The sequence below is a fragment of the Shewanella carassii genome, from assembly GCF_019670705.1.
Lineage (GTDB): Bacteria > Pseudomonadota > Gammaproteobacteria > Enterobacterales > Shewanellaceae > Shewanella > Shewanella carassii.
The window spans coordinates 3,608,135-3,631,086 of record NZ_AP024618.1 but is presented as its reverse complement, the minus strand read 5'-3'; the positions used below and the strand labels follow the sequence as shown (position 1 = coordinate 3,631,086).

Here is a 22,952-nt window from a genome sequence, read left to right as displayed (position 1 = left end):
ATTTGTTGTATGGTATGTCAGAACACTTTGAGTGTTTTTCTATTTGAATAATCGTCAGTGTGGCTATTCCAAATGCCTATTGGGGCTTAGTTACTTGACTGGGCCATTCATGGCTATCTATCAGCAGGATAACCCTAAAGCCTATCATCGGAGAGAATCAATGGACTGGATACAGAGAGGTGTAGCGGCATTTTTGTCCCTTGCTGGGGGCGCCGCCACTGTGGCGTGATTCAGCCGCGGCTTTTTCCCTCAAGCACTTTGAAGCGCACTAAAAATCAGGCATAGTGCGCTCTGGTCATTTGCGCGAGACTCAAGGATGACTGTGAGAACTTTTCTTTCTCGATTAGGATGTTGTAGCCAATGAGTTTGTCTGTTTATCAGTTGAAATCCCGCTTTCAGGGCCTACTGAGGCCACTGGTTGCCCGTCTGTATCGGCGCGGCGTCAGCGCCAATCAAGTCACGTTGTTGGCGGCGCTGGGTTCTATACTGCTGGGAACCCTGTTGCTTATCTGGCCTCATCCTTGGCTCTTTGCCCTCATCCCGATTTGGATGCTGAAAAGAATGGCACTCAATGCCATAGATGGCATGTTGGCCCGCGAGTTTGGGCAACAATCCCGTCTCGGCGCCTATCTTAATGAGCTCGCCGATATTGTTTCGGATGCGATACTCTATCTGCCTTTTGCCTTGCTCGGTGGTGTGGAACCTGCACTGGTGATCGCCTTGACCTTACTGGCCATAGCCAGTGAATATGCCGGGGTGCTCGGCCTGATGGTGGGAGCCGAGCGCCGCTATGATGGCCCCATGGGCAAGAGCGATCGCGCGTTTGTCTTCGGTATTCTGGGGCTGGCCGTCGCCTTGGGTTGGTTGACGCCATTCTGGCTCAATTTGATCCTGTCATTGGTGCTTCTGTTACTCTGCCTGACCATATTCAACCGGGTAAAATCCGGTTTGAAGCAGGGCGAGAGCGCAAGTTAAGTTGGTTATCAAAGGAATGAAATATATGGATAATGCCGCGAGGGTACCCGAGGAACACTTTTTTACTACCCATGATGGATTCCAGCTGTTTTATCGTTTCTGGCCGGCGCAGGAAACCAATGAACAAGAGGATCCCGGGGCCGTGTTGCTGTTTCACCGTGGCCATGAACACGGTGGCAGAATGGCGCACCTGGTGGATGAACTGGCGCTGCCTGAGCAGGCTTTTTTCGCCTGGGATGCCCGTGGTCATGGGCAATCACCGGGCGCCAGAGGCGACAGCCCCTCCTTCGGTACCAGTGTTCGCGACATTCAGACCTTTGTGGAACACATAGAGCGCAAACATGGTTTCAGCCAAGAGCAGCTGTGTGTGGTGGCCCAAAGTGTCGGCGCCGTGCTGGCCAGCACCTGGGTGCATGACTATGCGCCTGCTATTCGTGCGCTGGTGATGGCGTCGCCGGCCTTCAGCGTCAAACTCTATGTGCCTTTTGCTATCCCTGGGCTCAAGCTGCTGAAGAGCCTCAAGGGCAACTTTTTCGTCAACAGCTATGTTAAGGCCAAGCTGTTGACCCATGACCCAGCCAGACAATACAGCTTTGAGACAGATCCACTGATCGCCAGACCGATCTCGGTCAATGTGTTGTTGGGACTCTATGATGCCGCCGAAAGGGTGGTGGCTAATGCCCAGGCGATTACTGTACCGACTCAGGTACTGATCTCGGGCGCCGATTATGTGGTTCGGCGCAAGCCGCAGCAGCAGTTTTTTGAGCGTTTGGGTTCTCAGCGTAAAGAATTGCACCTGTTGCCCGGGTTTTATCATGACACCCTGGGAGAGCTGGACCGGGCCGACCCGATAGCCAGGATCAGACGCTTCCTGCGGGCCAATATCGCCTCGCCGCAGGCGGCAGTGAATTTGTTGCAGCAAGATAAATTCGGCCCGAGCTGCGCCGAGAGTGAATCGCTCGCCGCCCCTCTGCCCGAGGCTTCCTGGCAGGCCAAGTACTGGCAAGCCACCCGCGCAGTGATGAAGCTGGGGGAGAAATACTCAGAGGGTATCGCCTTGGGTTTCGAGCGCGGCTTCGACTCTGGCAGCACCCTGGACTATGTCTATCGCAACACCCCCTCCGGCAAAGGGGAGTTTGGCCGCTTTGTTGACAAACAATATCTCAATGCCATTGGCTGGCGCGGCATACGCCAGCGTAAACGCCATATCGAAGAGCTGCTGGCGCAGGCGCTGTCGACGCTCAGAAAGGAAGAAAAGCCGCTGCATTTGATGGATGTGGCCGCCGGACATGGCCGCTATCTGCTGGAGAGCCTGGCGAACAGCGATATCAAGCCCGATTCTGTGCTGCTGCGTGATTACAGTGATATCAATATCCGCGACGGCCGCGCTCTCATCGATGAGCTTGGCCTCAGTGACATAGTACGCTTTGAAAAGGGCGATGCCTTCGACTTTGATTCGCTGGCGGCGGTCGAGCCCAAGCCAACCCTGGCGGTAGTCTCCGGCCTTTACGAGCTGTTTGGTGACAATGAGATGGTGTCCCGCTCCCTGGCGGGTATTGCTGCGGCGCTGGCGCCAGGAGGCCTGCTTATCTACACGGGCCAGCCTTGGCATCCGCAGCTGGAATTCATCGGCCGGGCCCTGACCAGCCACAGAGATGGTCAGCCTTGGGTGATGCGTCGCCGCAGTCAGCAGGAGATGGATCAACTGACCAAAGCCAACGGCTTTCACAAGTTGACTCAAAGAGTGGATGAGTGGGGCATATTTACCGTGTCCATGGCGCTTAAGGCCGACTGATGCCTGAGCTGCCCGCCCGTCGACGCGAGGTCGGCACCATTCGCCGGGGCCTGCTTTGGCTGGCCTTGTTGGCACCGTTTTTCTTTGCCAGCTATGGTTTTGCCAATTGGTATGCCTCGCAGCAAAGTGAGGTTGCCAGTCTGGTGTTTTCCTGGGAGCACGCCATTCCGCTCTGGCCCTGGACCATAGTGCCTTACTGGTCGATAGATCTTCTCTACGGCCTGGCGTTTCTGCTCCCCCTCAGCCGCAAGGGGATAGACAGACTGGGGCTCAGGTTGCTGAGCGTACAGCTTCTGTGTATCGGCTGTTTTCTCATCTGGCCACTTAAATTCAGTTTTGAGCGCCCGCCGCTCGACGGCGTTTTTGGTGGTTTGTTCGATCTCCTGATGGGGTTTGATAAGCCTTTCAATCAGGCGCCCTCTTTGCACATCGCCCTCTTGGTGGTGCTCTGGAGTGAATACAGTCAGCGGGCCAAGGGCGCCTGGCGTTATCTGCTCCACGGCTGGTTTGCCTTGATTGGCCTGTCTGTGCTGACAACCTGGCAACATCATTTTATCGACCTGCCCACAGGGCTGGCGGCCGGTCTGTTCTGCCTCTGGCTGTGGCCACGACATTCGTTCAGCCGCTTGAGTTTGGCGAGGGAACCCCGCAGGCTCAAGCTGGCAGCGGCTTATGGCGTGGGCGCCGTCTTGCTGCTGCTCGCGGCCTTGCTCTGGCCCATGAGTCTGCTTGGCATGCTGCTGTTTTGGCTGGCCTTGGCGCTGGCCATGGTGGCGCTCAATTATCTCCTGTTTGCCGCCGCGGGTTTTCAAAAGAGTGAGCTGGGCCATCCCAGCTTCGCCAGTCGCTGGCTGTTGTTACCTTATCGTTTGTTTGCCTGGCTCAATATCCGTTTCTGGACCGGTGGCCAGGTGGCGGCGCAAGAGGTGCTGCCCGGGGTTTGGCTCGGGCGCATGCCCACCATGAGTGAAGCGCAGCAATATGATGCCATATTGGATCTCTGCGCCGAGTTGCCTTTCCCCTATTCAGGCAAGGCCTTGCTGACACCCGCTCGGGGAATGACCGAAGGCAAGCTCAAATGGTATCAGCCCATGCCCATGCTGGATTTATGTTTGCCGGATGAACAGGACTGCCTGGAAGCGGTCAGGCGGCTCGAGTGTTTGCGCACCTCAGGTACTCTACTGGTATGTTGCGCCTTGGGTTATGGCCGTAGCGCCTTGGTATTGGCAGCCTGGTTGCTGCTGAGCGGTCGGGCCGGCAGTGCCCAGGATGCCGCAAAGATGATTGCCGCCGTCAGACCCAAGGTGGTTTTCAAGCCAGAGACTCTGGCTTACCTGGAGCGGCTCAAGTCCGGTTTTTGCCCGCCAGAGGTGCAACATGCCTGAGTCGCAGCAGCGGGATCTGGCAAAATTGGTGGCCACTTTATTAGGCAATGCCGCGCCGCTGCGCTGGTTCAGTGCCGTTTTGATGTTGGCACCTTTGTTGCTTCTCTGGGGCGGCAAGCTTCAGGGATGGCCGGAACTGCTCAGCGCCCTGTTGATGGTGCTTTTCGGGCTGGGCGGACAGTATTTTGGCCTCAGAGTGGCGCTGGATGCCAAGCTGTTTGCCGCCCTGGCTGGGGAGCATTCCTGCGAACGTCTGGATCACAGCATGCAGCAGCTCGGCTGGCTTAAAGAAGAACAGGCTGGTCGCAGTATGCTGCTGCGTGCCCAAGGGGCGCAGGCGCTGCTAAAGCGTCTGTTCCTCTGCTTTGCCGGGCAGGCCGCGGCGCTGGTGTTGTTACTCGTCTGGCGCTTTTTCCTGTAAGAGGAGTTTACCCTTATCTATGGATACCCTAATCGGCTGGCTCGCGGGATTGACCGCCTTTGGGATCACCTCGGCGGCCAGGTTGGTCACCGGTGCCCGCGCCCTGTGGCTTGGCTGCCGCGCCAATCACAATCAGCGGCTCTACTTTGCCAATCACAGCAGTCACGGTGACTTTGTGTTGCTGTGGGCATCATTGCCTGCCTTGCTGAGACGCAAGACACGTCCGGTCGCCGGCGCCGAGTATTGGCAAAAGACGGCGCTGAGGCGCTTTATTATTCAGCGGGTATTCAATGCCGTGCTTATTCCAAGAGAGAGCCATGGTGAGGGCAATCCCTTGGCGCCGGTGGAAAAGGCGCTGGCAGAGGGTGACTCGCTGATCTTCTTCCCGGAAGGTACCCGTAATCTGAGCGAGGCGCCATTGTTGCCGTTCAAGAGTGGAATCTATCATCTGGCGCACTCGCGCCCGGATCTGGAACTGATCCCCGTGTGGATTGCCAACCTCAATCGCGCCATGCCCAAGGGGCGTTATCTGCCGTTGCCGCTGCTCTGCACTTTGAGTTTCGGCACGCCTATCAAGCTGCAGCCGCAGGAAACCAAGGTGGCCTTTCTCGAGCGTTTGCGTTTGGCACTATTGGCGATGTCACGGGAGGAAGTATGAACCAGACACTGTGGTTGTTTGCCGGTATAGGCATACTGCTGGTGGTAGCGACCCTGATAGGTCGTTTGCTGGCCTGGCGTAAGGGCAACAACGCCGTTATTGCCAATCTCAATGCCAGAATCGATGCCTGGTGGATGATGGTGCTGGCCATAGGTATCGCTTTCCTGTTCGGGCTCTATGGGGTGATATTGCTGTTTGCCCTGGTATCTTTCTATGCGCTCAGGGAGTTTTTAACCCTGACACCGACCCGGGCCAGCGATTATCCGGCCCTGGTCGCCGCCTTCTATTTTGCCTTGCCGGTGCAATATCTGCTGATCGCCATCCATTGGTACGGCATGTTCAGTATCTTTATTCCCGTGTATCTGTTCCTGCTGATGCCGATTCTGGCAGCACTTGGCGGCGATACTACACGTTACCTTGAGCGTACCGCCAAGGTGCAGTGGGGGCTGATGATAGCCGTCTATTGTGTCTCGTCAGTGCCGGCGCTGATGACCTTGAAGATAGAGGGCTATGAAGGGCGTAACTTGCTGCTGATCGCCTGGCTTATTCTGGTAGTGCAACTCTCCGATGTGCTGCAGTATTGCTGTGGCAAGCTGTTTGGCAAACGCAAGGTGGCACCCAAGCTGTCGCCCTCCAAGACCCTGGAAGGCCTGGTCGGTGGGGTGTTGCTGGCGACGCTGGTGGGTACTTCGCTGTTTTGGATCACCCCATTCACCCCCTGGCAGGCAGCAATCATAGCTTTACTGGTGAACCTGCTCGGCTTTGCCGGGGGACTGGTGATGTCGGCCATCAAGCGTGACCGCGGCGTCAAGGATTGGGGTCATATGATAGAGGGCCACGGCGGCATGCTGGATCGCATGGATTCTGTCTGTTTTGCCGCGCCGGTTTTCTTCCATGTGGTGCGCTATTGGTGGGTGTGACCTTTCTATAAAGTCGAAGACTCATAGCGGATAAATGCGCTTTTTGTTGTTATTTGTCGGCAGTAAGCTGGGGCTATTCCAAAGTGAAGGAGCCCAATGATGAAAATATTGCAAATACTGCCGGCGCAACCCACCTCTGACGGCGATGGGGTCAATATCAGCCGGGTCGCCGATTTTCAGGCTCTGGCGTTGGATCCTTATCTGATGCTGGATGAGATCCGCTCCGACGATGAACGCGATTATCTCGGCGGTTTTCCGCCGCATCCCCACCGCGGAATGGAAACCTTTACTTATATCCGCAAGGGCGGCTTTGAGCACAGGGATCAACTGGGCAATGTCCGCGCCATCCGCGAAGGCAAGGTGCAGTGGATGAGTACCGGCCGCGGCGTGGTCCACTCCGAAATGCCGCTGGCCGATGCCAAAGAGGGGCTGCATGGCTTTCAGATCTGGCTCAATATGCCGGCCAAGGACAAGATGCGGCCGCCCAGGTATCAGGACAGCGCTGCCGATGAACACCCGCAGCTTGAAACTGACGGCGCCAGCCTGAGACTGCTGGCCGGTGACTGGCGTTTCGCCGGTACTGAAGCCAGTGCTCCCTTGACCGGGTTGGCCGGCGATGCGGCGATTGCCAATTTGACGCTGGCGCCTGATGCCCAAGCCGAGTTGGATCTCAGTCATCTGGGGCGACTGGCGCTCTATCTGCACAGTGGTGAATTGCAACTGCCGGATGGCAAACAACTGGCGGCCGGTAATATGTTGCTGCTCGATAGTCGTTATCCTCTCGAGCTGCAAGCCGGTCTCAAGGGCTCGGGCCTGCTCATTCTGGCCGGTAACCCCATTGGTGAGGCCGTGGTGCAGATGGGGCCTTTTGTGATGAATACCCAGGCGGAGATCCTGCAGGCCATTCGTGACTACCAAAACGGTGATTTCGGTGAGATCCCATCCGGTTCCGTTTAACTGACATAGGCAACAGACGGCTGCTTTGCTGTGGCCGCCTCTTGCCTTTTATTCGCCTAAATAGCACATCAGCACTGATACAAATGTAAATTTTTAAGATTTTTTCGTTAAAAAGTCATTTGGGATGTGATGCGGTTAACCTGTGATAGGTTTTGTCCAAACCCACCTTTGATTGATTTTAAAGGTTAGCCTGAGCCTGATTGTTTGCTCCCCTCTTAAAAAGTTACCAAAAGTTAAACTTGTGGTGCTTTTTACAAAACATCCTTATTACCTTGGCTGAATTTTGGCTATCTTGTCGGGAAATATTTTGCCTGTAACAATTATGAGAATCATTCTCATTAGTCAGGTTTTATATGCAATACCCAGCACCTTCTGCCGTGGCTTTGGCTGTGGCTGCCGTACTCTTTTGCGCCGCATCCGGCGCCGAAACGCTAAATAAGCAAGCGCCCTCTTCGGATGAGTCGCCGGAGACCCGCGCGGTTGTGACAGTCAAAGACAGAGCCGATAACGGTTTGGATGGCAAAAGCACTCTGGATGAGCAGATGATCCGCCGTACCCCTTCGGCTGATGGCAACTTGAGCGACTTGGTCAAATCCAACCCTGCGGTGCGCCTGGAGGGGCTGGATGAAGGGTTTAGTGGCGGTGAAATCAAACCGTCGAAGATCTCCATCTATGGCGCCGAGTCTGAACAGACAGCGTTTCTTATTGATGGCATCAATATCAACAACGATCTGGATCCCAGCTCAGGCCTGTTTGACGGCAGTGTCGGGGTCTTGCCGGGGATGAGTTCGGAACAGGCCTATTTTTTCGACGCTGCCATGCTGGCCGGGATCACCGTTTATGACAACAATGTGCCGGCCAGCCTGGGGGGCTTTACCGGCGGGGCCGTAGTGGCCGATACCTTAAGCTACAACGGCGTCAACGGCGGCCAGCTGCGTTACCGTACCAGCCGCAGCAGTTGGACCAGCCAGAAGGTCGATCCCAACATCAACGAGTTTTTGCAGCAGGCCAGGCCCGACGGCGGTAAGGCCATCTATCAGCCCGATTTTGTTAAACACAGCTATTCGGGGCAGTGGCAGCAGGGGATTAACGACGAGCTGGGCATGGTGCTGGCCTTTGGTCAACGCCGCTCCAGCATTCGCCAGAGCAGGATCATGGATGCAGAAGGCACGGTTGATTCTCAGGATCAGAGTCGTAGATCGGACAACCTGTTGTTGAATCTGGCCTGGACGCCGGATCCCTTGACCCGAATCGACTGGGACTGGCGTTATTCGGCCTACCGTGAAGGCCTGTTTATGGGCGAGAACATAGACAATGACTTTGAAGACAGCCACTCGGCGCTGGGATCGACCCTGAGTCTGGAGCGGGAGTTCAGCCTGGGAAGTCTGTCCCTCAAGGCGGCCTACGACAGCTTTGAGGATGAGCGTCACTCCCAGAGTGATACTGTGCTGGTGATCAGTGATGCCGATACCGGGCTGGATTACCAGAAGGGGGGCTATGGCGACAGTCGTCTCAAGCAGCGAAATCTGCAACTGCTGGCCGATGTCAGTTTCAAACGCCTCTATTGGGGCGATGTCAGTCACAGCCTGGAAACCGGCTTGAGTTTCCAGCAGACCGACTATGATTTCTATCGCCCAAGGGAGGTCAATCAGGAGATCCGCTTGATAATGTCGGGCATGGAGATGCCGCTCGATGAACAAACCGTATTGGCCGGCAGCATAGACACCCGCCACCGCAACTCGGCGGCTTATCTGCAGGACACCATTAAATTCGGCTCCTGGCAATTCCGCCCCGGGTTGAGGCTTGAGCATGATGACTACCTGGATAATCTCAACCTGGCGCCGCGGCTGGCACTCAACTGGGATGTCGTCGAGGGCACCCGGGTGGATATCGGGCTTAACCGTTACTATGGCCGCTCTTTCGCTTCGATGAAGCTGGCGGACGAAATACTTAAACTCAGCCAGGATCACACCCGCAGATACGAGAGCATCAAGGATCTGAAAACCCCCTTCTCCGATGAGTTGACTCTGGCGCTGCACCAGAATCTGGGCAATTTAAGCATTAGCGGTCGCTATACCCTGAGGGACTATCGCGATCGCCTGGTGACCCATAGAAGCCAGGTAGGCAGCGTCAAGGTGGACGACTATCGCAATGGCGAAGACTACAAGGTTCATGTCTATACCCTGCAACTGAATAACATAGCGCCGCTGACCTTAGGTGCCAGTCAATGGGAGTGGTCGCTGGCGGCCGATTGGCTGGAGACAGATCGCAACGATCTAGATGCGGCGATGAACCCGGATGAGGCGGTGATGCTCGATGGCGCCGTGATGAGCCGTCGCCAGATGGAGCAGAAGGTCAACTCATCCGAGGAAGAGTGGATGGTGCGTCTTGGGTTGGATATGGAGTTACCGGCCTGGAATATCACCTGGGGCAACAAGCTTTACGTCAAGGCGCCGGTACGGGGATATGAGTCGGTAAACAGCCAGGCGGCGCTGGAGATGTACCGCAGCTATGACTTCGGCAGTCACACCCAGTGGGATAGCCGTATTCGCTGGGAGCCGCAGGCGCTGGGCGGTGAGGTCTATCTGCAGCTGGATATCAACAATGTGCTCAACCAGGTACGCCAGTATAGCCTCAAGGCCAACCAGAACGGCGAATACGGCCTCTATACCCCAGGGCGTCAGTTCTGGCTGGAAGTGGGTTATCGCTTCTAAACCCTGAGTCGTAGTGATGAGCAGCTTCACCGGAAGCTGCTTTTTTGTTGAGTTCTGGAAATCCTGAGATGATTGTTAAAACACGATTCGGCCGCCTGATGATGGCGGCGATGGTCTGCCTGTTGGCGGCCTGTCAAACCAGCGAGATGCTGCCTCTGAACAGCGATCCTGACTTGGTTCAGGGGCGGTTGGACAATGGCTTTCGCTATTATTTGGCCCCCAACGATGCCCCGGCTAAACGCGTGTATCTGCGTTTGGTGGTCAACGCCGGTTCCATGCATGAAGATGACGACCAAAGAGGCGTGGCCCATATGGTCGAGCATATGGCCTTTAACGGCAGTAAGCACTTTAAGGGCAATAGCGTCATCAACGCGCTGGAGGATGCCGGGCTGAAGTTTGGCATAGATGTCAATGCCTTCACTGATTTTGAAAATACCGTCTATCTGCTCAATCTGCCGGATAACCGGCCGCAGACTCTGGAGCTGGCGCTTAGAATTATTGCCGACTGGGCGGCAGAGGTGAGCATTGCCCGCGACGATCTCGATGCCGAGCGTGGCATAGTGCTGGAGGAGTGGCGGGCAAGGCTTGGGCCTATGCTGCGTTTGGGGGACAAAAAGTCTGCCATCGAAATGGCCGGTTCCCGTTATGCAACGCGCGATCCCATAGGCGATCCCGAAACCATACGCCAGGTATCCGGCAAGCGGGTGGCCGACTTTTATCGCCGCTGGTATCGGCCGGATAATATGGCGCTGGTGGCGAGCGGTGATATAGATGTCGCCAAATTCCAGGCCATGGTCGAGCAATATCTGGGAGCTATGCCTGCGGCGACGACACCACTGGAAACCGTGGACTTTGGCATACCGCTGCAAGACGGTCTGAGGGCCGCCAAGGTGCATGAAGTCGGCGCCGAAGAGCCGGCGCTGGAACTGAGCTTTTTCTCGCCGCTTGAGGCGGATTATTCACGGGCCGGTTATCGCCGCGAGCTGGCCGAGCAGATAGCCGGGCGTATGCTGAATCTGCGTCTGCAACAATGGGAGAAGCAACATCAAGACTGGCTGCTGTCGGGCGCTTTCTTCTCCTCGGCCATCGGCCGCGAGACCAGGCAGAGCATTTTCACCTTGCAGCTCAAGAAGGGGGAGTACCATAGCGCGGCTAGCGCACTGTTTGATCTTCTGGCCACCCTCAAGCAGCATGGTTTCAGCGATAAGGCGGTGGCCTCCCAGCTGAAACGCCAACTGAAATTGGAACAGCGCCGCGCCGATAAGGCGGTTTACAGCATAGATATTGCCGGCGACCTGGTCACTACCGCTGCCAATCTCGACCCCTGGCTGAGCTATAAAGACAGAGCCAGGCTCAACCTGGAGCTGATTGGCTCGCTGACGACCGAGGATATCAATCAGGCGCTGGCGCGTTTAACGGCGCCAAGTTCCCGCTTATTGCTGCAGACTCTTGGGGCGGGGGAGATGTCGGCACTGACGAGTGCTGAAGCCAATGCATTGTGGCTGCAGAGCATGAACAGGCAGCACAGCGACTTTGACGCCGGGCAACAGACCACTGAGATGCCCGAGTTCAAGGCCGAGGTCGGCAGCAGTCGCTTTATCGGTGAAGCCGCCGATGGACGCCTGAAGGAGTATCGACTCAGCAACGGGTTGCGTCTGGTATTCAGCCAATCTGATCTCAATTCGGGTGAAGTGCACTTCAAGGCCTTGACTGTCGGGGGGATGGGCAGCCTGGCGCCTTCGGAGGCGCAAAAGCTGCGTCTGGCGGTGAACCTAGCGGATGAGTTCGGTGCCGGCGAGGTGCCGCAGCAGGCGATCGACCACTATGACAGCGACTATCCTCTGGTGCTTTCCAGTTTGCTGGACGGCCAGACGCAAGGCTTTTCCGGCTGGGCCCACAGGGATGATCTGGCGGCGTTGTTGCAGCTGTTTCGCTTCAAGTTGCAGCAGGTACAGTTTGCATCGAATGCCTTGAAGCTCTGGCGCGAAGAGTATCAGGCTACCCGGGCACAATATGCCAATGATCCAGGGGAGCAGTTTGCCCGCACCATAGATGCCAAGCGCTATCCCGGAGTGCCGACGGTTTACAACCCGGCTCCCGAGTTGCTGACGACCCTGACCGAGGATGAGCTGCTGGCCGATTATCGCCGTCACATGCTGGGTAATACCGACTTTATTCTGTTCTTTGTCGGCGATATCGACGAGGCACGCCTCATTCACTTAGCCGAGCAGTATCTGGCGGGGATTGAGGTAAAAAGGGAGGCGCGCAAGCAATACCAAATTCGGCCGGCGACCCCAAAGGAGCGTCTGCAGATGCCCGTCTCCAGTGAGCCCAGAGCCGAAACAGAGGTCTATCTGACCTCCTATCCGCAGCCTTGGTCAGCAAAGCAAGCCTATCAGTTGTCGCTCATGGGGGAGCTTATTCAGGAGCAGCTCAGGCTTAAACTCAGAGAGGAGGCCAGCGGTGTTTATGGGGTAACCGCTTGGTTCTGGCAGGAGCCGGGGGAAGACTTCAGCTCGGGCCGTATCAGCTTCAGCAGCGATCCGGAGCGGGTCGATGAATTGATCCAACAACTGCATCTGGTGCTCCAGCGGATGGCTGATGAGGGCGTATCGCCCCATTCGCTGGAAAATAAGCGCCGTCAGCGTCAAGACAGGCTGCAGCGGGAGCTTAAATCCAATCTCGGTTGGCTGGAGGCGGTCAGCCAAAGCTATATGACAGTGGGCGGGCCGCAGCAGATAGGGCAAAAAGCTCGCTTCAATGAGGAGGTCACAGTCGCCGAGCTGGATAGCCTGCTTAAGCAGTTTATCCGGCAAAGCCGGGTCTTTGAGGCTGTGATGTTGCCGGCAAGTCAGTAAAAAACAAAGCGCCACAAAAGTGGCGCTTTGTTTAGAGAGTCTGGGCCGCCGCAAACGCTTAACCCTTTGGCGCTTGTCAGCTCTGCAATATCTTGAGTGGCAGTCCCAGCATGTCATCTCCGCTACCCGCCAGATGCCAGATAACCGCCACCAGGGCGGCCACGGTTAACAGATACCAGATAAGGGAAAACACTTGCCCATACCTGTCCAGCGGCAACAGATGGCTGTGATGACGCTGTTTCCACTCAAACAGAATCTCGGCGCTGCCTATCAGCAATAGGAACCCCAGCAGCGCCAGCCCCAGACTGTAGCTGATAAATACTCCGATGGCGGCACCGACAATACAGGCGATAAGGCCGATAGCGCCGTTCATCGAAAAGCTGATGCTCTTGAGAATATGTCCGCCGTCCAGCGGCAGAATTGGCAACAGGTTGAACAGATTGAGTAAGGCGTTGAAGGCCGCCAGACCGGCAAAGAAGGGATTGCCAGTGATCCAGTAGGCCACGAGTGCCGCCAACGACATCAACAGGCCAAAGGTTGGCCCCATGATGGAGATCACCACGTCTTGCCAGCGGGTGTTGATCTTCTCATCGGACAAGGCCAGGCCGCCCATAAAGGGAATGAGGTAGATACCCTTGGTCTTCATGCCAAAATACTTCATCGCCCGGATATGGCCATACTCGTGAAACACCAGACAGGCAATAAGGGCCAGGGCAAACTGCAGTGAAAACAGCCAAGAATAGGCGGCAATACTGGCTCCAGCCAGGACGACCTTGATCACCTTGGCACTCTTGAGCAGTTTAAAGCCCAGAGATACCAGCCCCACCAGACTCAGTTTCTGTTGTTTCACCGGCGCTATGTCTGGTGTTTGCCGCTCAATATCTTTGCTATTGCGGCGGCCTTCAATCGTGACTTGCTCATCGATGAGCAAACGATAGCTCAGCTCAAAGGGTTGCCAGTTGAGCTGGGTTTGTAAGCAGACCTTGATGCTGCTGCCATCGGTGCGACTAAGGCTGAACTCATGGCTGCCGGTGCCTTGGTCATTGGCGCTGGCGGCTTGCTGTGAGACCAATTGGTTATCCCAAAAGAGTTGCTGCCAACCGGCCATGGAACCTTCCAGCCTCAGAGGCTTACCTAAGCAATCTATTTTCAGAAGTTGCAAATCTATGACTCCGATGAGAGAAAACGCGCCGATTATACCCGTGGGCGCCGAGCTTTGTCAGAGATTGTCGAGATAACGCACCATCTCCAACCCTTGGGGAAAAGTGATAAAGGCCAGTTTGGCGACGCAACAACTGCCGAGCGCGGCGGCGTGCTTTTGCAGTAACAGTTTGAGATCTTTAAGTTCGAGTCGAGACTGGCTCGGGCCTATTTGTGGTAAGGCGGCCAGTATAGGTTCGTCACAGCGAATGGCCGGGAGTATGGGATAACATAAGCCGCCGGAATCTATTAGTTGATCGCCCTGGCAACTCAGATGTTGATTCAGGCAGATGTATTCCAACCAGTCGCTTTCATTTTCGAGATACAGAAGTTCGTCTGCATCTGCCGGTTTAAGAATGACGGGCCAGGTGGGCTGTGTCATAGAGGCTCCATGGATAAACCGTTCCCCACACCATAACACAATGGTTTGGTGTTGCTATTGCCTATACTGCACCAAGCAGATGCCCGCATTTACGGACTTGGTGTTAGCCGCGATTGCTGTAGTCGAAATGGATTTCTCCGTTGTGGTTTTCAACCACACAGGGACCGTGTTCCCTCTGGGTGCGTTGCTGCGCCGGGCCTATGTGAATTTCCACATTGGAGTAAATATGCTTCAGAGCTTCGATAAAGTAGTGGCGGTAGTAACCTTCGGTTTCCGCCTTCAGCAGTTCGAGTTCGGTTTCTTCACGCCGTCGTTCATCATCGACTCGATGCTTCTCTTCCAGCATCATTTTAACCTGCTCAACCATGGTCGGATCTGCCTGCCATTCGCTCTTGGGTGGCAGTTTTCTCAGCCTGGCTTCCATATCCAAACCGGCCACGACCAAAACCCGAACGCTCTCTTCGAGTTCTTTGAGGTTTTGGCGGTACTCCCCCAAACGCATGGCGCAGAAGAGATCTGTTTTAGTATCGGCGGTGGCTCCGATGGCGACGGCCTTGATACCTTTTTCTGCCTTGGCAATGCCGCCCACCAGATCTCCGCGGCGGCCGTTGGCATCGCTGACAATTAATTTGCTGTCGGTGCAACTGTGACTGTGTAGTAGTTGCTTGGTCACCAGGATATCGCCCTGGCACTGGAGGTCCGAATATTGTACAAACTGGGCCGAGATCTGGCCTTTGGCTCTGATCTGCGTCGACAGTTCAGTGGCACGGATCTGTCGGCCTATGATGCCTTTGCTGACCGTAATGTCCCCTTCGGCTATCAGGGATGCCGAGTCGACAAAGCCCATGACTGTGATATCGCCGCTGCTTTTGACCTGCATCCCATCATGGACATCACCGCTGATCAGGATACTGCCCTTGAAGTCGACATTGCCGTAGCCCACGTCCACATCTTTTATCTGCAGCACATCATCTACCTGCATGCCATTGCGGATTTCCACCGGCTGACCGGCCACAGTGGCAATAAGCTTATTGCTGTCTTTGCTGCTGAACTCTGTGCCCTTGCCAGCTACCATCTCCAGATCTTTCCCCGGCTTGGCTGGCAATACTTCACCGAAGACATTGTATCCCGGTGTTCCTTGAGTTGCGGGGATCCTCTCCATTAAGAGATCGCCAGCATTAACCATGATGACGGCGCCTAGATTGCGCATGTCCACTGTGCCATCCTCACGCTCTTGCGGATGCAACAGGCGTTCACGGGCCAGTGGCACTTTGCGGTCCAATTTGGCATGGTTGCCATTCACTGCCGCCTTGCCGCAGGCAATGATGCATTCGAAGGTTTCACCGGGTTTGCTCTGCTTCAGGCGCTTGAGCATGGTCTCTATTTTGATTTTCGATAGCCCCATGCAGATCTTCTCTTCTTTCAGGCAGCGAAGAATGTCCGGTAGGGTGATCTCCTTGCCGCCCCAGGCTGCAGTGAGGCTCATACTGGCCTGCATCTTATCTTTACTGGGCTTGAGTGAGATCTGGCCGTCGCGGCGCTCGGCTATCTGAAAGAACTGCTCGAATTGGCCATCCTCTTCGGCGTAGAGCTTATTGATCTCTTTGACGGCTTTGGCGATTTGACTGTCCAGAGGACAGAGATTGGCGAAGTCAGGGAGGGCCAGCAGGTGACGAATGGCGTCTTCCGTCACGGGACCATGATTTTTGGGAATGAGCTTTAGCTCAGCAAATTGTTTGTTACTGCTGAGTTCAACGAGATCCGGCGCCAGCATATTAGAGTATCCAGGTTAGTTATACCCTTCCTTTTGAACGTTTGAGCAAATCTGCCATTCGAGTACGAACCTGTTTGTTGTGTCACAACAGAACAGGGCGTTAATCGACTGAGTGAGTCAACTCCCGTGTGGAATGGTACTATTATTCTTTTCCAGACTGCTGTTTGAGTATAACAACATAAGCTCGTTGAAATGAAGCCTGTGATTAACATCCCGTTAGCAGTCGTTAAAAAAGATAATAGCCTTGAATACTTATAAAAATCTTTGATCTCTTAGCGAAAAGTTACCAAAATTGCTTGGAGTTACTTTTTGTTACCAATATTCCGATAAAGCTTGTATTTGTTGTTTTCTGCAATCACGTTCACGTTACCGAAATGGGCCGCGATTGTATCGCTGTAGGGCAGGTGGCGGTTGGCCACTATCTGCCAGACTCCTCGGTCTTTAAGCGTTTTGGCGCTGTCGGCGATAAAGCTTTCGGCAATATGGGTGGTTGCCGCCAAGCCATCGTGAAACGGTGGATTGGAGATGATGGCATCGAACTCGCCTTGAGTGGCACTCAAGCCATCGGATGGATAGACCTTGGCCGTCAGAGCATTGGCCTTTAGCGTCAACTCACAGGACAGCAGCGCCATGGCGTTGATGTCGACACATTCCAGATGAAGATCCGGCTGGGCCTTGAGCAGGGCGGCCGCAATTACACCGGCGCCGCAGCCAAAGTCCAGTACCCGACCTTCAAGTTTGGGCAGATGCGACAGCAGCAGCTCAGTGCCCTGATCCAGGCTTTTTTCACTGAATACCCCGGCCATATTGCAGATCTGCACATCTCCTTGGGGAGTGGGCAAGCTGTAATGGCTAACAAAGGCTTCAATATCCAGCGTTTCAGGGCTGGCGATGGCCTCGGCGGCAAACAGCAGGCAGTGACGGGCGTTGTCCAGTTTGACCGCATTGCTGAACCAGCGGCTTTGCTGTTTGGCAAACGACTTTATCCCGCCTTTGTTTTCCCCTATGACCAGCAGTTGGCCTCCCGGCTGCAGGTGCAGCGCCGCCAGCTCCAGTAGATAGGCCAATAGCGGTTTGGCCTTGGGGTAATAGACGACAACCGTCTCGAACTTTTCAGTATGAGGTAGTTGATGGCCGAAGTAACACTGAAGCCTGGCTTGGGCCTGCGACTTAAGTTGTTGGAAGTGATTGAAGTCCAGCGCCAGCGCATCGACTCTGGGGCACAGACTCAACAGCTCTTTGGCACAACTGTCACTCTCGTGATTGAGTAGTAACAGGCTCTGGCCTTCAAAAAGCGCACTATTGCGCATTAATAATTGCGATGGCGGTGTCAGCGACATGGGGGGATTCCAAGGATAAAATCTGCCGCGCATTATAGCCAATCCTCGGGGGGGCAAGGCAAATCTTATGCTTGCAAGTGATAAAAAGCCAGGAAACTATTCCTGGCTTTGTTCATGGGTGGAAGATTATTCCGCATCCCCCAGTGACAGCAGAGTGGCATTGCCACCTATGGCTGTGATGTTGTTGGTGCGGGTCTTTTCCGTCATAAAGCGGGTCAGGTAGTGTGGCCCGCCGGCCTTGGGGCCTGTGCCGGAAAGCCCCTGGCCACCGAAGGGCTGCACACCCACCACGGCGCCAATCTGGTTACGGTTGATATAGACGTTACCTACATTGACTCGGTCGGCAACGCTCAGGGCGTGGCCCTCGTTGCGGCTGTGGATCCCCAGAGTCAGGCCAAAGCCTGTGCTGTTGATATCGGCAATCACCTTGTCCAGCTCTGAGGCTTTGAAACGGATAACGTGCAGTATCGGGCCGAAATGTTCTTTCTCCAGCACCTTGATGGAATCGATTTCCACCGCGGTTGGAGCAACGAAGTGGCCATCCTTACAGTCAGCGGGCAGCTCCACCTGTTTGATAAGCTTGCCTACCTGCTTGAGGTGCTCGATATGGGCGTTGAGATTGGCCTTGGCAGTGGCATCGATCACAGGGCCGACATCTGTCTTCACTGAACCTGGATAGCCAATGCTGAGTTCATCCATGGCACCCTTGAGGATCTCCAGTACCCGATCGGCAATATCTTCCTGCAGATAGAGTACTCGCAGCGCCGAGCAGCGCTGGCCAGCGCTGGTAAAGGAAGAGGCAACCACATCGTTGACCACTTGCTCCGGCTGGGAAGTGGAGTCCACCACCATGGCATTTTGACCACCGGTTTCGGCGATAAGCGGAATAATGGCCCCTTCGCGGGCAGCCAGAGCACGGTTGATCACCTTGGCCGTGCCGGTAGAGCCTGTGAAGCAGACGCCGCCAATGCGTTCATCGCTGGTCAGTGCAGCGCCAACGCTGGCGCCTGTGCCCGGCAGGAATTGCAGCGCTTCTTTGGGGATCCCGGCTTCATGGGCCAGTTGTACGGCGCGGTAACCCACAAGGCAGGTTTGCTCGGCAGGTTTGGCGATAACTGTGTTGCCGGCAGCAAGGGCTGCTGTCACCTGACCGAGGAAAATCGCCAACGGGAAGTTCCAGGGGCTGATACAGACAAAGACACCGCGGCCTTGAACAAACAGCTCGTTCAATTCGCCTGTCGGCCCGGGGAGCAGTTCGGGTTTGCTCATCATCTTCTTGGCCTGCACCGCATAGTAGCGGCAGAAGTCGATGGCTTCACGGACTTCATCTATGCCGTCCTGTAGGCTCTTGCCTGCTTCGCGGGTACAGAGCACGATCAGCTCTTCGCGATTTTCTTCCAGCAGGTCGGCCAGTTTTTGTAGCGCGCTGGCGCGCTGTGCCACTGGCGTGCGACACCAGGCAGGGAAGGCGGCAACGGCTGAACTGATGGCCTGCTCGACGGCTTGGTTGTCGGCAAAAACCACCTGACCTACGGTTTGTGTCGTGTCATAGGGGCTGACAACCGGCTTTGACTCGCCGCTCAGGGTTTCGCCATTGATCAGCGGGCCGCCATGCCATTGATGAGTCTTGAACTGATCCAGTGCCGCGAAGAAGGGTTCGGCTTCAGAGAGAATGTTCATATTGAGTCCCTTGGAGTTTTTACGTTCGCTGCCAAAGATGTCGGCAGGCTTCACTATCTTGTTATTGGCCAGGGTTTTGTATTGTTTGACTGTCACCAGAGGGTGGGTGATCAGTGAATCGATTGGTGTGTTGGGATCCACCAACTTATGCACAAATGAAGTGTTGGCACCGTTTTCCAGCAGACGGCGCACCAGATAGGGCAGCAGATCTTTATGGGCACCTATCGGGGCATAAATTCGGACGGTGCGAGCTCGGCTTTCCGCCAAAATAGTGTCGTAGAGTTCCTGTCCCATACCGTGCAGACGCTGGAATTCAAACTCACGATCGCCGGCCATATCGCTGATGGCAGCGACCGTCTGGGCGTTATGGCTGGCAAATTGTGGATAGATGGCACCACGGGTCTTGTCCGACAGCAGGAAGCGGGCACAGGCCAGATAGGAGATATCTGTTCCCACCTTGCGAGTGTACAGCGGGTAACCGGCTTCACCTGCCTGTTGAGCCCACTTGAGTTCGCTGTCCCAATAAGCACCTTTCACCAGTCGCAGCGGGATTTCATCACCTTGATCTTTGGCAAGCTTGGTCAGCCAAAGGAGTACAGGCAGTGCCCGTTTGGAGTAAGCCTGCACCACTATGCCCAATAGGCCCCAGCCCTTGGCGGCTTCTGAGTTGTATAGCTTGCGGAACAGCTTGAGTGACAGCTCGAGACGGTCTACCTCTTCGGCATCGATAGAGATACCGACATTTAGGCCGCGAGCCTGCTCAATCAGCTTGATCACTGTGGCATACAACTCGGACATGACTCTGTCTTCATTGGCCACTTCATAGCGGGGATGCAGCGCCGACAGTTTGATGGAAATCGTCGGTCTGGGCGCCTGGGATTCATCGTACTGCTGGGCTCCCAATTCGCTGATGGCGTGGGAGTAATCCTGGAAGTATTTCTGGGCGTCTCTCTGGGTCAGTGCGGCTTCACCCAGCATGTCGTAAGAGTGGGTATAGCCCTGCTTGCGCTTGTCTTCACTGTTTTTCAGCGCTTCTTTAACTGTGCGGCCGAGTACGAACTGTTTGCCCATGATCTTCATGGCGGCATACATGGCCTGACGTATCACAGGTTCACCCAGGCGATTAACCAAGCGCTTCAATAAGTTGCTTGGACTGCCATCCAGGTTGCGATCCAGTTTGACGATTTTTCCCGTCAGCATCAGGCCCCAGGTCGAGGCGTTGACCAATACTGAATCACTCTTTGACAGATGCTCGTCCCATTTGGCACCTGAGAGCTTGTCTTCAATCAGGGCATCGGCCGTTTCCGGATCCGGGATCCGCAACAGGGCTTCGGCCAGGCACATGAGTATGATGCCTTCCTGGGTTTCAAGACTGTATTGTTGTAAAAAAGCGTCTATACCTACCATCAGACCTTTTTTGTCATATTGACGAACCTTACTGACCAAGTCGTGGGCCCGATGGGTCACACGCTCTATGGTTTCGTCACTCGACGGGACTAGCTTGATCAGATCGGACAGATATTGTTCTTCATCGACAATATAGTTGTCACTGATGGCTTTAAAGAGTTCGTCGAGATTGGCGTTATCGTAGTGGCCTGCCAGAACTTCACTCGCTTTGAACATAGTTATCGCTTCCATCTCAGCCGGTTGGGGGCAGTTAAGGACTGCTCGAATTACCTGGAATATGTCTGACGCAGAAGGCGCTTTATTATTTTTGTATACAATATCGGCGCTCGCGCGCGCTGATTATATGATCAAATGTGACTTATGGCACTAAGGTGGTGAAAGTGTGATATATGTTTAATTGGTTTTTAGGGGGGCCAGCTGTAAAGCCACATAAACAAAAGGCCAGTGGTTTTAAACACTGGCCTTTGGAAGGAGTATGGAAGCTATCACATCCAACGATCTTTCTTGCGCCGCTGCGGTCTTGGTAAATAGACCAGAATGACCCCGAGGATCAAACCCAGAGCGGCGATGAGTCCGCCTTCCTGCCACATGCGGAAACGCTCGTTATCTTTCATCGACTGCAGTTTGGCGATGGCTTCATCGCGTTCTGTGCTGGCTTGGCTGAGCTCGGCTTGCGCCTTGTTCAACTGAGACTTGAGGCTATCGAGCTCGCCCTTATAGTCACCGTTTTCGTTTGACAGATTGCTTAGCCGACTCTTGGCATCGGCCAGTTGGCTTTCCAGCTCAGGAACGCGAAAACGCAGCGACTTGTCCTTGGAGATCATGCTGGTCAGTACCCAGCCTTCACGATCCTTATGGTCGATAATCTTGGTGTAATCACCTTGGCGCTCAGGCAACACGCTTATCTGTTGTCCGGCTTCGATACTACCCAAGATCCGGTATTGAGTGCCGGGTCCGCCGTGAATATAGATATAAACCTCGTCGGAAATATAACGAGTTTGGCCTTGGGCCAACAGGGTGGGAGACAGGAGCATCATCCCTATGAGAGTCAGGAGTCTTAGCACTTAGTCATTCTCTGTCGCAAAATACTGCCCACATGCTAGGGATTTGAGGGCGTCAATGCAAGAGGGAAGTCATTCGACTTCCCTCTTATAATCATGATATTTACCGTGATTTTATTGGCTATGTCTGTTAACCGAACACACCCTTGATGGTGAAGAAGAACAGAATAGACAAACCGGCACCGGCTGGCAGGGTAACGACCCAAGAGACCACGATGTTGCGAACCACCCCTATGTTGATGGCGGCAATACCCCTGGCCATACCTACACCCAATACCGCACCTACCAGAGTCTGAGTGGTAGAGATAGGCAAGCCAGTCCCCGAAGCGATAACCACAGTGGAGGCTGCAGCCAGCTCGGCGGCAAAGCCGCGACTTGGGGTCAGGTGAGTAATATTTTTGCCTATGGTGGTCATTACGCGCTTACCGAAGATGGCCAGACCCATAACGATACCGACGGCGCCCAGGGGCAGGATCCACCAGACCAAAGCTGATTTTGAACTGATTTCACCACCGCTGTTGACTACAGAGACTACCGCAGCCAATGGGCCAATGGCATTGGCCACGTCATTGGAGCCGTGAGCAAAGGCCATACAACAGGCGGTCACTACCATCAGAATAGCGAAGACCTTCTCTACGTTACCAAATTGAGTCTGGCGATCGTTTTTGCTGCTCATTTTCAGGCGGCTGATGGCGATTTTGCCCGCGATCCCCACCAGAATGGCGATCACCAATGCTAGCAGATAGGCTTCGACAGTGCTGAATTTGAGACCAACATGCTTCAATCCTTTGGTGATAGTCACCAAAGACATCACAAAGCCGGCAAAGGCCATGTAGAAAGGCACATAACGTTTGGCGTTACCCAGAGGATCTTCGGTATTGAAAATCAGTTTTTGTACACTCTGGAAAATCATAAAGGCGATAAAGCCGGAAATCGCAGGGGTGATGACCCAAGAGCCAACAATACCAACCACTTTACCCCAGGCAACGGCTTCAGTGCCCACGCCCACGGCAGCAAAGCCTATGATGGCACCCACGATAGAGTGAGTGGTGGAAACCGGCCAGCCTAGTGCTGATGCGGCGACCAACCAAATACCCGCGGCCAGCAGCGAAGCTATCATGCCGTAGACCAGGAGTTCCGGCACTTCGATAAAGTAGCTGGAATCTATGATCCCGTTGCGAATGGTACTGGTGACTTCACCACCGGCCAAGTAAGCACCGGCGAATTCGAAGATCATTGCGATAATGATCGCTTGCTTAATGGTAATAGCGTTTGAACCAACAGACGTACCCATTGCATTCGCTACGTCGTTGGCACCAATGCCCCAGGCCATAAGAAACCCGAAAACCGCCGCGATACCTATGAGCCAGGGGCCATAGGTGACTAATACATCAACCATGTTGTTACCTTGATAACCTTTTGTTT

Annotated in this window: 16 protein-coding genes; 9 read left to right on the top strand and 7 right to left on the bottom strand. The window is 54.7% G+C overall.

Annotated features, from left to right (window positions below; translation table 11 throughout):
* Positions 1-360: 360 nt before the first annotated feature.
* From K5621_RS16405 to K5621_RS16365, 9 genes are all read left to right on the top strand, one after another.
* Complete coding sequence (locus tag K5621_RS16405; protein WP_100144874.1) at positions 361-975, top strand: CDP-alcohol phosphatidyltransferase family protein; 615 nt, start codon at positions 361-363, stop codon at positions 973-975.
* Between the two features lie 25 nt (positions 976-1,000).
* On the top strand, positions 1,001-2,770 hold the full coding sequence (locus tag K5621_RS16400) for a bifunctional alpha/beta hydrolase/class I SAM-dependent methyltransferase (RefSeq protein ID WP_221049788.1): 1,770 nt from the start codon (positions 1,001-1,003) through the stop codon (positions 2,768-2,770).
* On the top strand, positions 2,770-4,155 hold the full coding sequence (locus K5621_RS16395; RefSeq protein ID WP_221049787.1) for a phosphatase PAP2/dual specificity phosphatase family protein: 1,386 nt from the start codon (positions 2,770-2,772) through the stop codon (positions 4,153-4,155). The genes K5621_RS16400 and K5621_RS16395 overlap by 1 nt, the downstream gene beginning before the upstream one ends.
* A complete protein-coding gene (locus K5621_RS16390) occupies positions 4,148-4,576 on the top strand; it encodes a hypothetical protein (protein WP_221049786.1) in 429 nt (142 codons plus the stop codon). Before K5621_RS16395 ends, K5621_RS16390 begins: the two co-directional genes overlap by 8 nt.
* 19 nt (positions 4,577-4,595) lie before the next feature.
* Entirely contained in the window at positions 4,596-5,234 is a 639-nt protein-coding gene (locus tag K5621_RS16385; protein WP_025889733.1) for a lysophospholipid acyltransferase family protein, read from the top strand.
* Positions 5,231-6,154 carry a phosphatidate cytidylyltransferase gene (locus tag K5621_RS16380; protein ID WP_093983661.1) on the top strand — a complete coding sequence of 308 codons (924 nt, stop codon included), beginning with the start codon at positions 5,231-5,233 and terminating at the stop codon, positions 6,152-6,154. The genes K5621_RS16385 and K5621_RS16380 overlap by 4 nt, the downstream gene beginning before the upstream one ends.
* Before the next feature lie 99 nt (positions 6,155-6,253).
* Positions 6,254-7,111: a pirin family protein gene (locus tag K5621_RS16375; RefSeq protein ID WP_221051224.1), complete on the top strand. Its 858-nt coding sequence runs from the start codon at positions 6,254-6,256 to the stop codon at positions 7,109-7,111.
* Between the two features lie 353 nt (positions 7,112-7,464).
* Complete coding sequence (locus K5621_RS16370; protein WP_221049785.1) at positions 7,465-9,825, top strand: TonB-dependent receptor plug domain-containing protein; 2,361 nt, start codon at positions 7,465-7,467, stop codon at positions 9,823-9,825.
* Between the two features lie 68 nt (positions 9,826-9,893).
* On the top strand, positions 9,894-12,683 hold the full coding sequence (locus K5621_RS16365; protein WP_221049784.1) for a M16 family metallopeptidase: 2,790 nt from the start codon (positions 9,894-9,896) through the stop codon (positions 12,681-12,683).
* Positions 12,684-12,759: 76 nt separating this feature from the next.
* Here the strand turns inward: K5621_RS16365 and K5621_RS16360 are convergent, their stop codons facing one another.
* The 7 genes from K5621_RS16360 to K5621_RS16330 all read right to left on the bottom strand — a co-directional run bounded on the left by K5621_RS16360 (position 12,760) and on the right by K5621_RS16330 (position 22,926).
* Positions 12,760-13,791, bottom strand: a complete 1,032-nt coding sequence (locus K5621_RS16360; RefSeq protein WP_221051223.1) for a site-2 protease family protein — start codon at positions 13,789-13,791, stop codon at positions 12,760-12,762.
* A gap of 111 nt (positions 13,792-13,902) precedes the next feature.
* Entirely contained in the window at positions 13,903-14,265 is a 363-nt protein-coding gene (locus K5621_RS16355; protein ID WP_221049783.1) for a DUF4144 domain-containing protein, read from the bottom strand.
* A 103-nt stretch (positions 14,266-14,368) separates the two neighbouring features.
* Entirely contained in the window at positions 14,369-16,039 is a 1,671-nt protein-coding gene (locus tag K5621_RS16350; RefSeq protein WP_221049782.1) for a flagellar assembly protein A, read from the bottom strand.
* 302 nt (positions 16,040-16,341) lie between these two features.
* On the bottom strand, positions 16,342-17,379 hold the full coding sequence (locus K5621_RS16345; RefSeq protein WP_221051222.1) for a methyltransferase: 1,038 nt from the start codon (positions 17,377-17,379) through the stop codon (positions 16,342-16,344).
* A 126-nt stretch (positions 17,380-17,505) separates the two neighbouring features.
* On the bottom strand, positions 17,506-20,697 hold the full coding sequence (gene putA / locus K5621_RS16340) for a bifunctional proline dehydrogenase/L-glutamate gamma-semialdehyde dehydrogenase PutA (RefSeq protein ID WP_221049781.1): 3,192 nt from the start codon (positions 20,695-20,697) through the stop codon (positions 17,506-17,508).
* Between the two features lie 254 nt (positions 20,698-20,951).
* Complete coding sequence (locus K5621_RS16335; protein ID WP_167387688.1) at positions 20,952-21,530, bottom strand: TIGR04211 family SH3 domain-containing protein; 579 nt, start codon at positions 21,528-21,530, stop codon at positions 20,952-20,954.
* A 127-nt stretch (positions 21,531-21,657) separates the two neighbouring features.
* Positions 21,658-22,926 (bottom strand): inorganic phosphate transporter, encoded by a 1,269-nt coding sequence (locus tag K5621_RS16330; protein WP_100144898.1) that lies wholly within the window; start codon positions 22,924-22,926, stop codon positions 21,658-21,660.
* Positions 22,927-22,952: the final 26 nt, after the last annotated feature.

Excerpts from the sequence above, each read along its gene's own strand:
- K5621_RS16405 (WP_100144874.1), top strand. The coding sequence starts at position 361 with ATGAGTTTGTCTGTTTATCAGTTGAAATCCCGCTTTCAGGGCCTACTG.
- K5621_RS16400 (WP_221049788.1), top strand. The coding sequence starts at position 1,001 with ATGGATAATGCCGCGAGGGTACCCGAGGAACACTTTTTTACTACCCAT.
- K5621_RS16395 (WP_221049787.1), top strand. The coding sequence starts at position 2,770 with ATGCCTGAGCTGCCCGCCCGTCGACGCGAGGTCGGCACCATTCGCCGG.
- K5621_RS16390 (WP_221049786.1), top strand. The coding sequence starts at position 4,148 with ATGCCTGAGTCGCAGCAGCGGGATCTGGCAAAATTGGTGGCCACTTTA.
- K5621_RS16385 (WP_025889733.1), top strand. The coding sequence starts at position 4,596 with ATGGATACCCTAATCGGCTGGCTCGCGGGATTGACCGCCTTTGGGATC.
- K5621_RS16380 (WP_093983661.1), top strand. The coding sequence starts at position 5,231 with ATGAACCAGACACTGTGGTTGTTTGCCGGTATAGGCATACTGCTGGTG.
- K5621_RS16375 (WP_221051224.1), top strand. The coding sequence starts at position 6,254 with ATGAAAATATTGCAAATACTGCCGGCGCAACCCACCTCTGACGGCGAT.
- K5621_RS16370 (WP_221049785.1), top strand. The coding sequence starts at position 7,465 with ATGCAATACCCAGCACCTTCTGCCGTGGCTTTGGCTGTGGCTGCCGTA.
- K5621_RS16365 (WP_221049784.1), top strand. The coding sequence starts at position 9,894 with ATGATTGTTAAAACACGATTCGGCCGCCTGATGATGGCGGCGATGGTC.
- K5621_RS16360 (WP_221051223.1), bottom strand. The coding sequence starts at position 13,791 with ATGGCCGGTTGGCAGCAACTCTTTTGGGATAACCAATTGGTCTCACAG.
- K5621_RS16355 (WP_221049783.1), bottom strand. The coding sequence starts at position 14,265 with ATGACACAGCCCACCTGGCCCGTCATTCTTAAACCGGCAGATGCAGAC.
- K5621_RS16350 (WP_221049782.1), bottom strand. The coding sequence starts at position 16,039 with ATGCTGGCGCCGGATCTCGTTGAACTCAGCAGTAACAAACAATTTGCT.
- K5621_RS16345 (WP_221051222.1), bottom strand. The coding sequence starts at position 17,379 with ATGTCGCTGACACCGCCATCGCAATTATTAATGCGCAATAGTGCGCTT.
- putA (WP_221049781.1), bottom strand. The coding sequence starts at position 20,697 with ATGGAAGCGATAACTATGTTCAAAGCGAGTGAAGTTCTGGCAGGCCAC.
- K5621_RS16330 (WP_100144898.1), bottom strand. The coding sequence starts at position 22,926 with ATGGTTGATGTATTAGTCACCTATGGCCCCTGGCTCATAGGTATCGCG.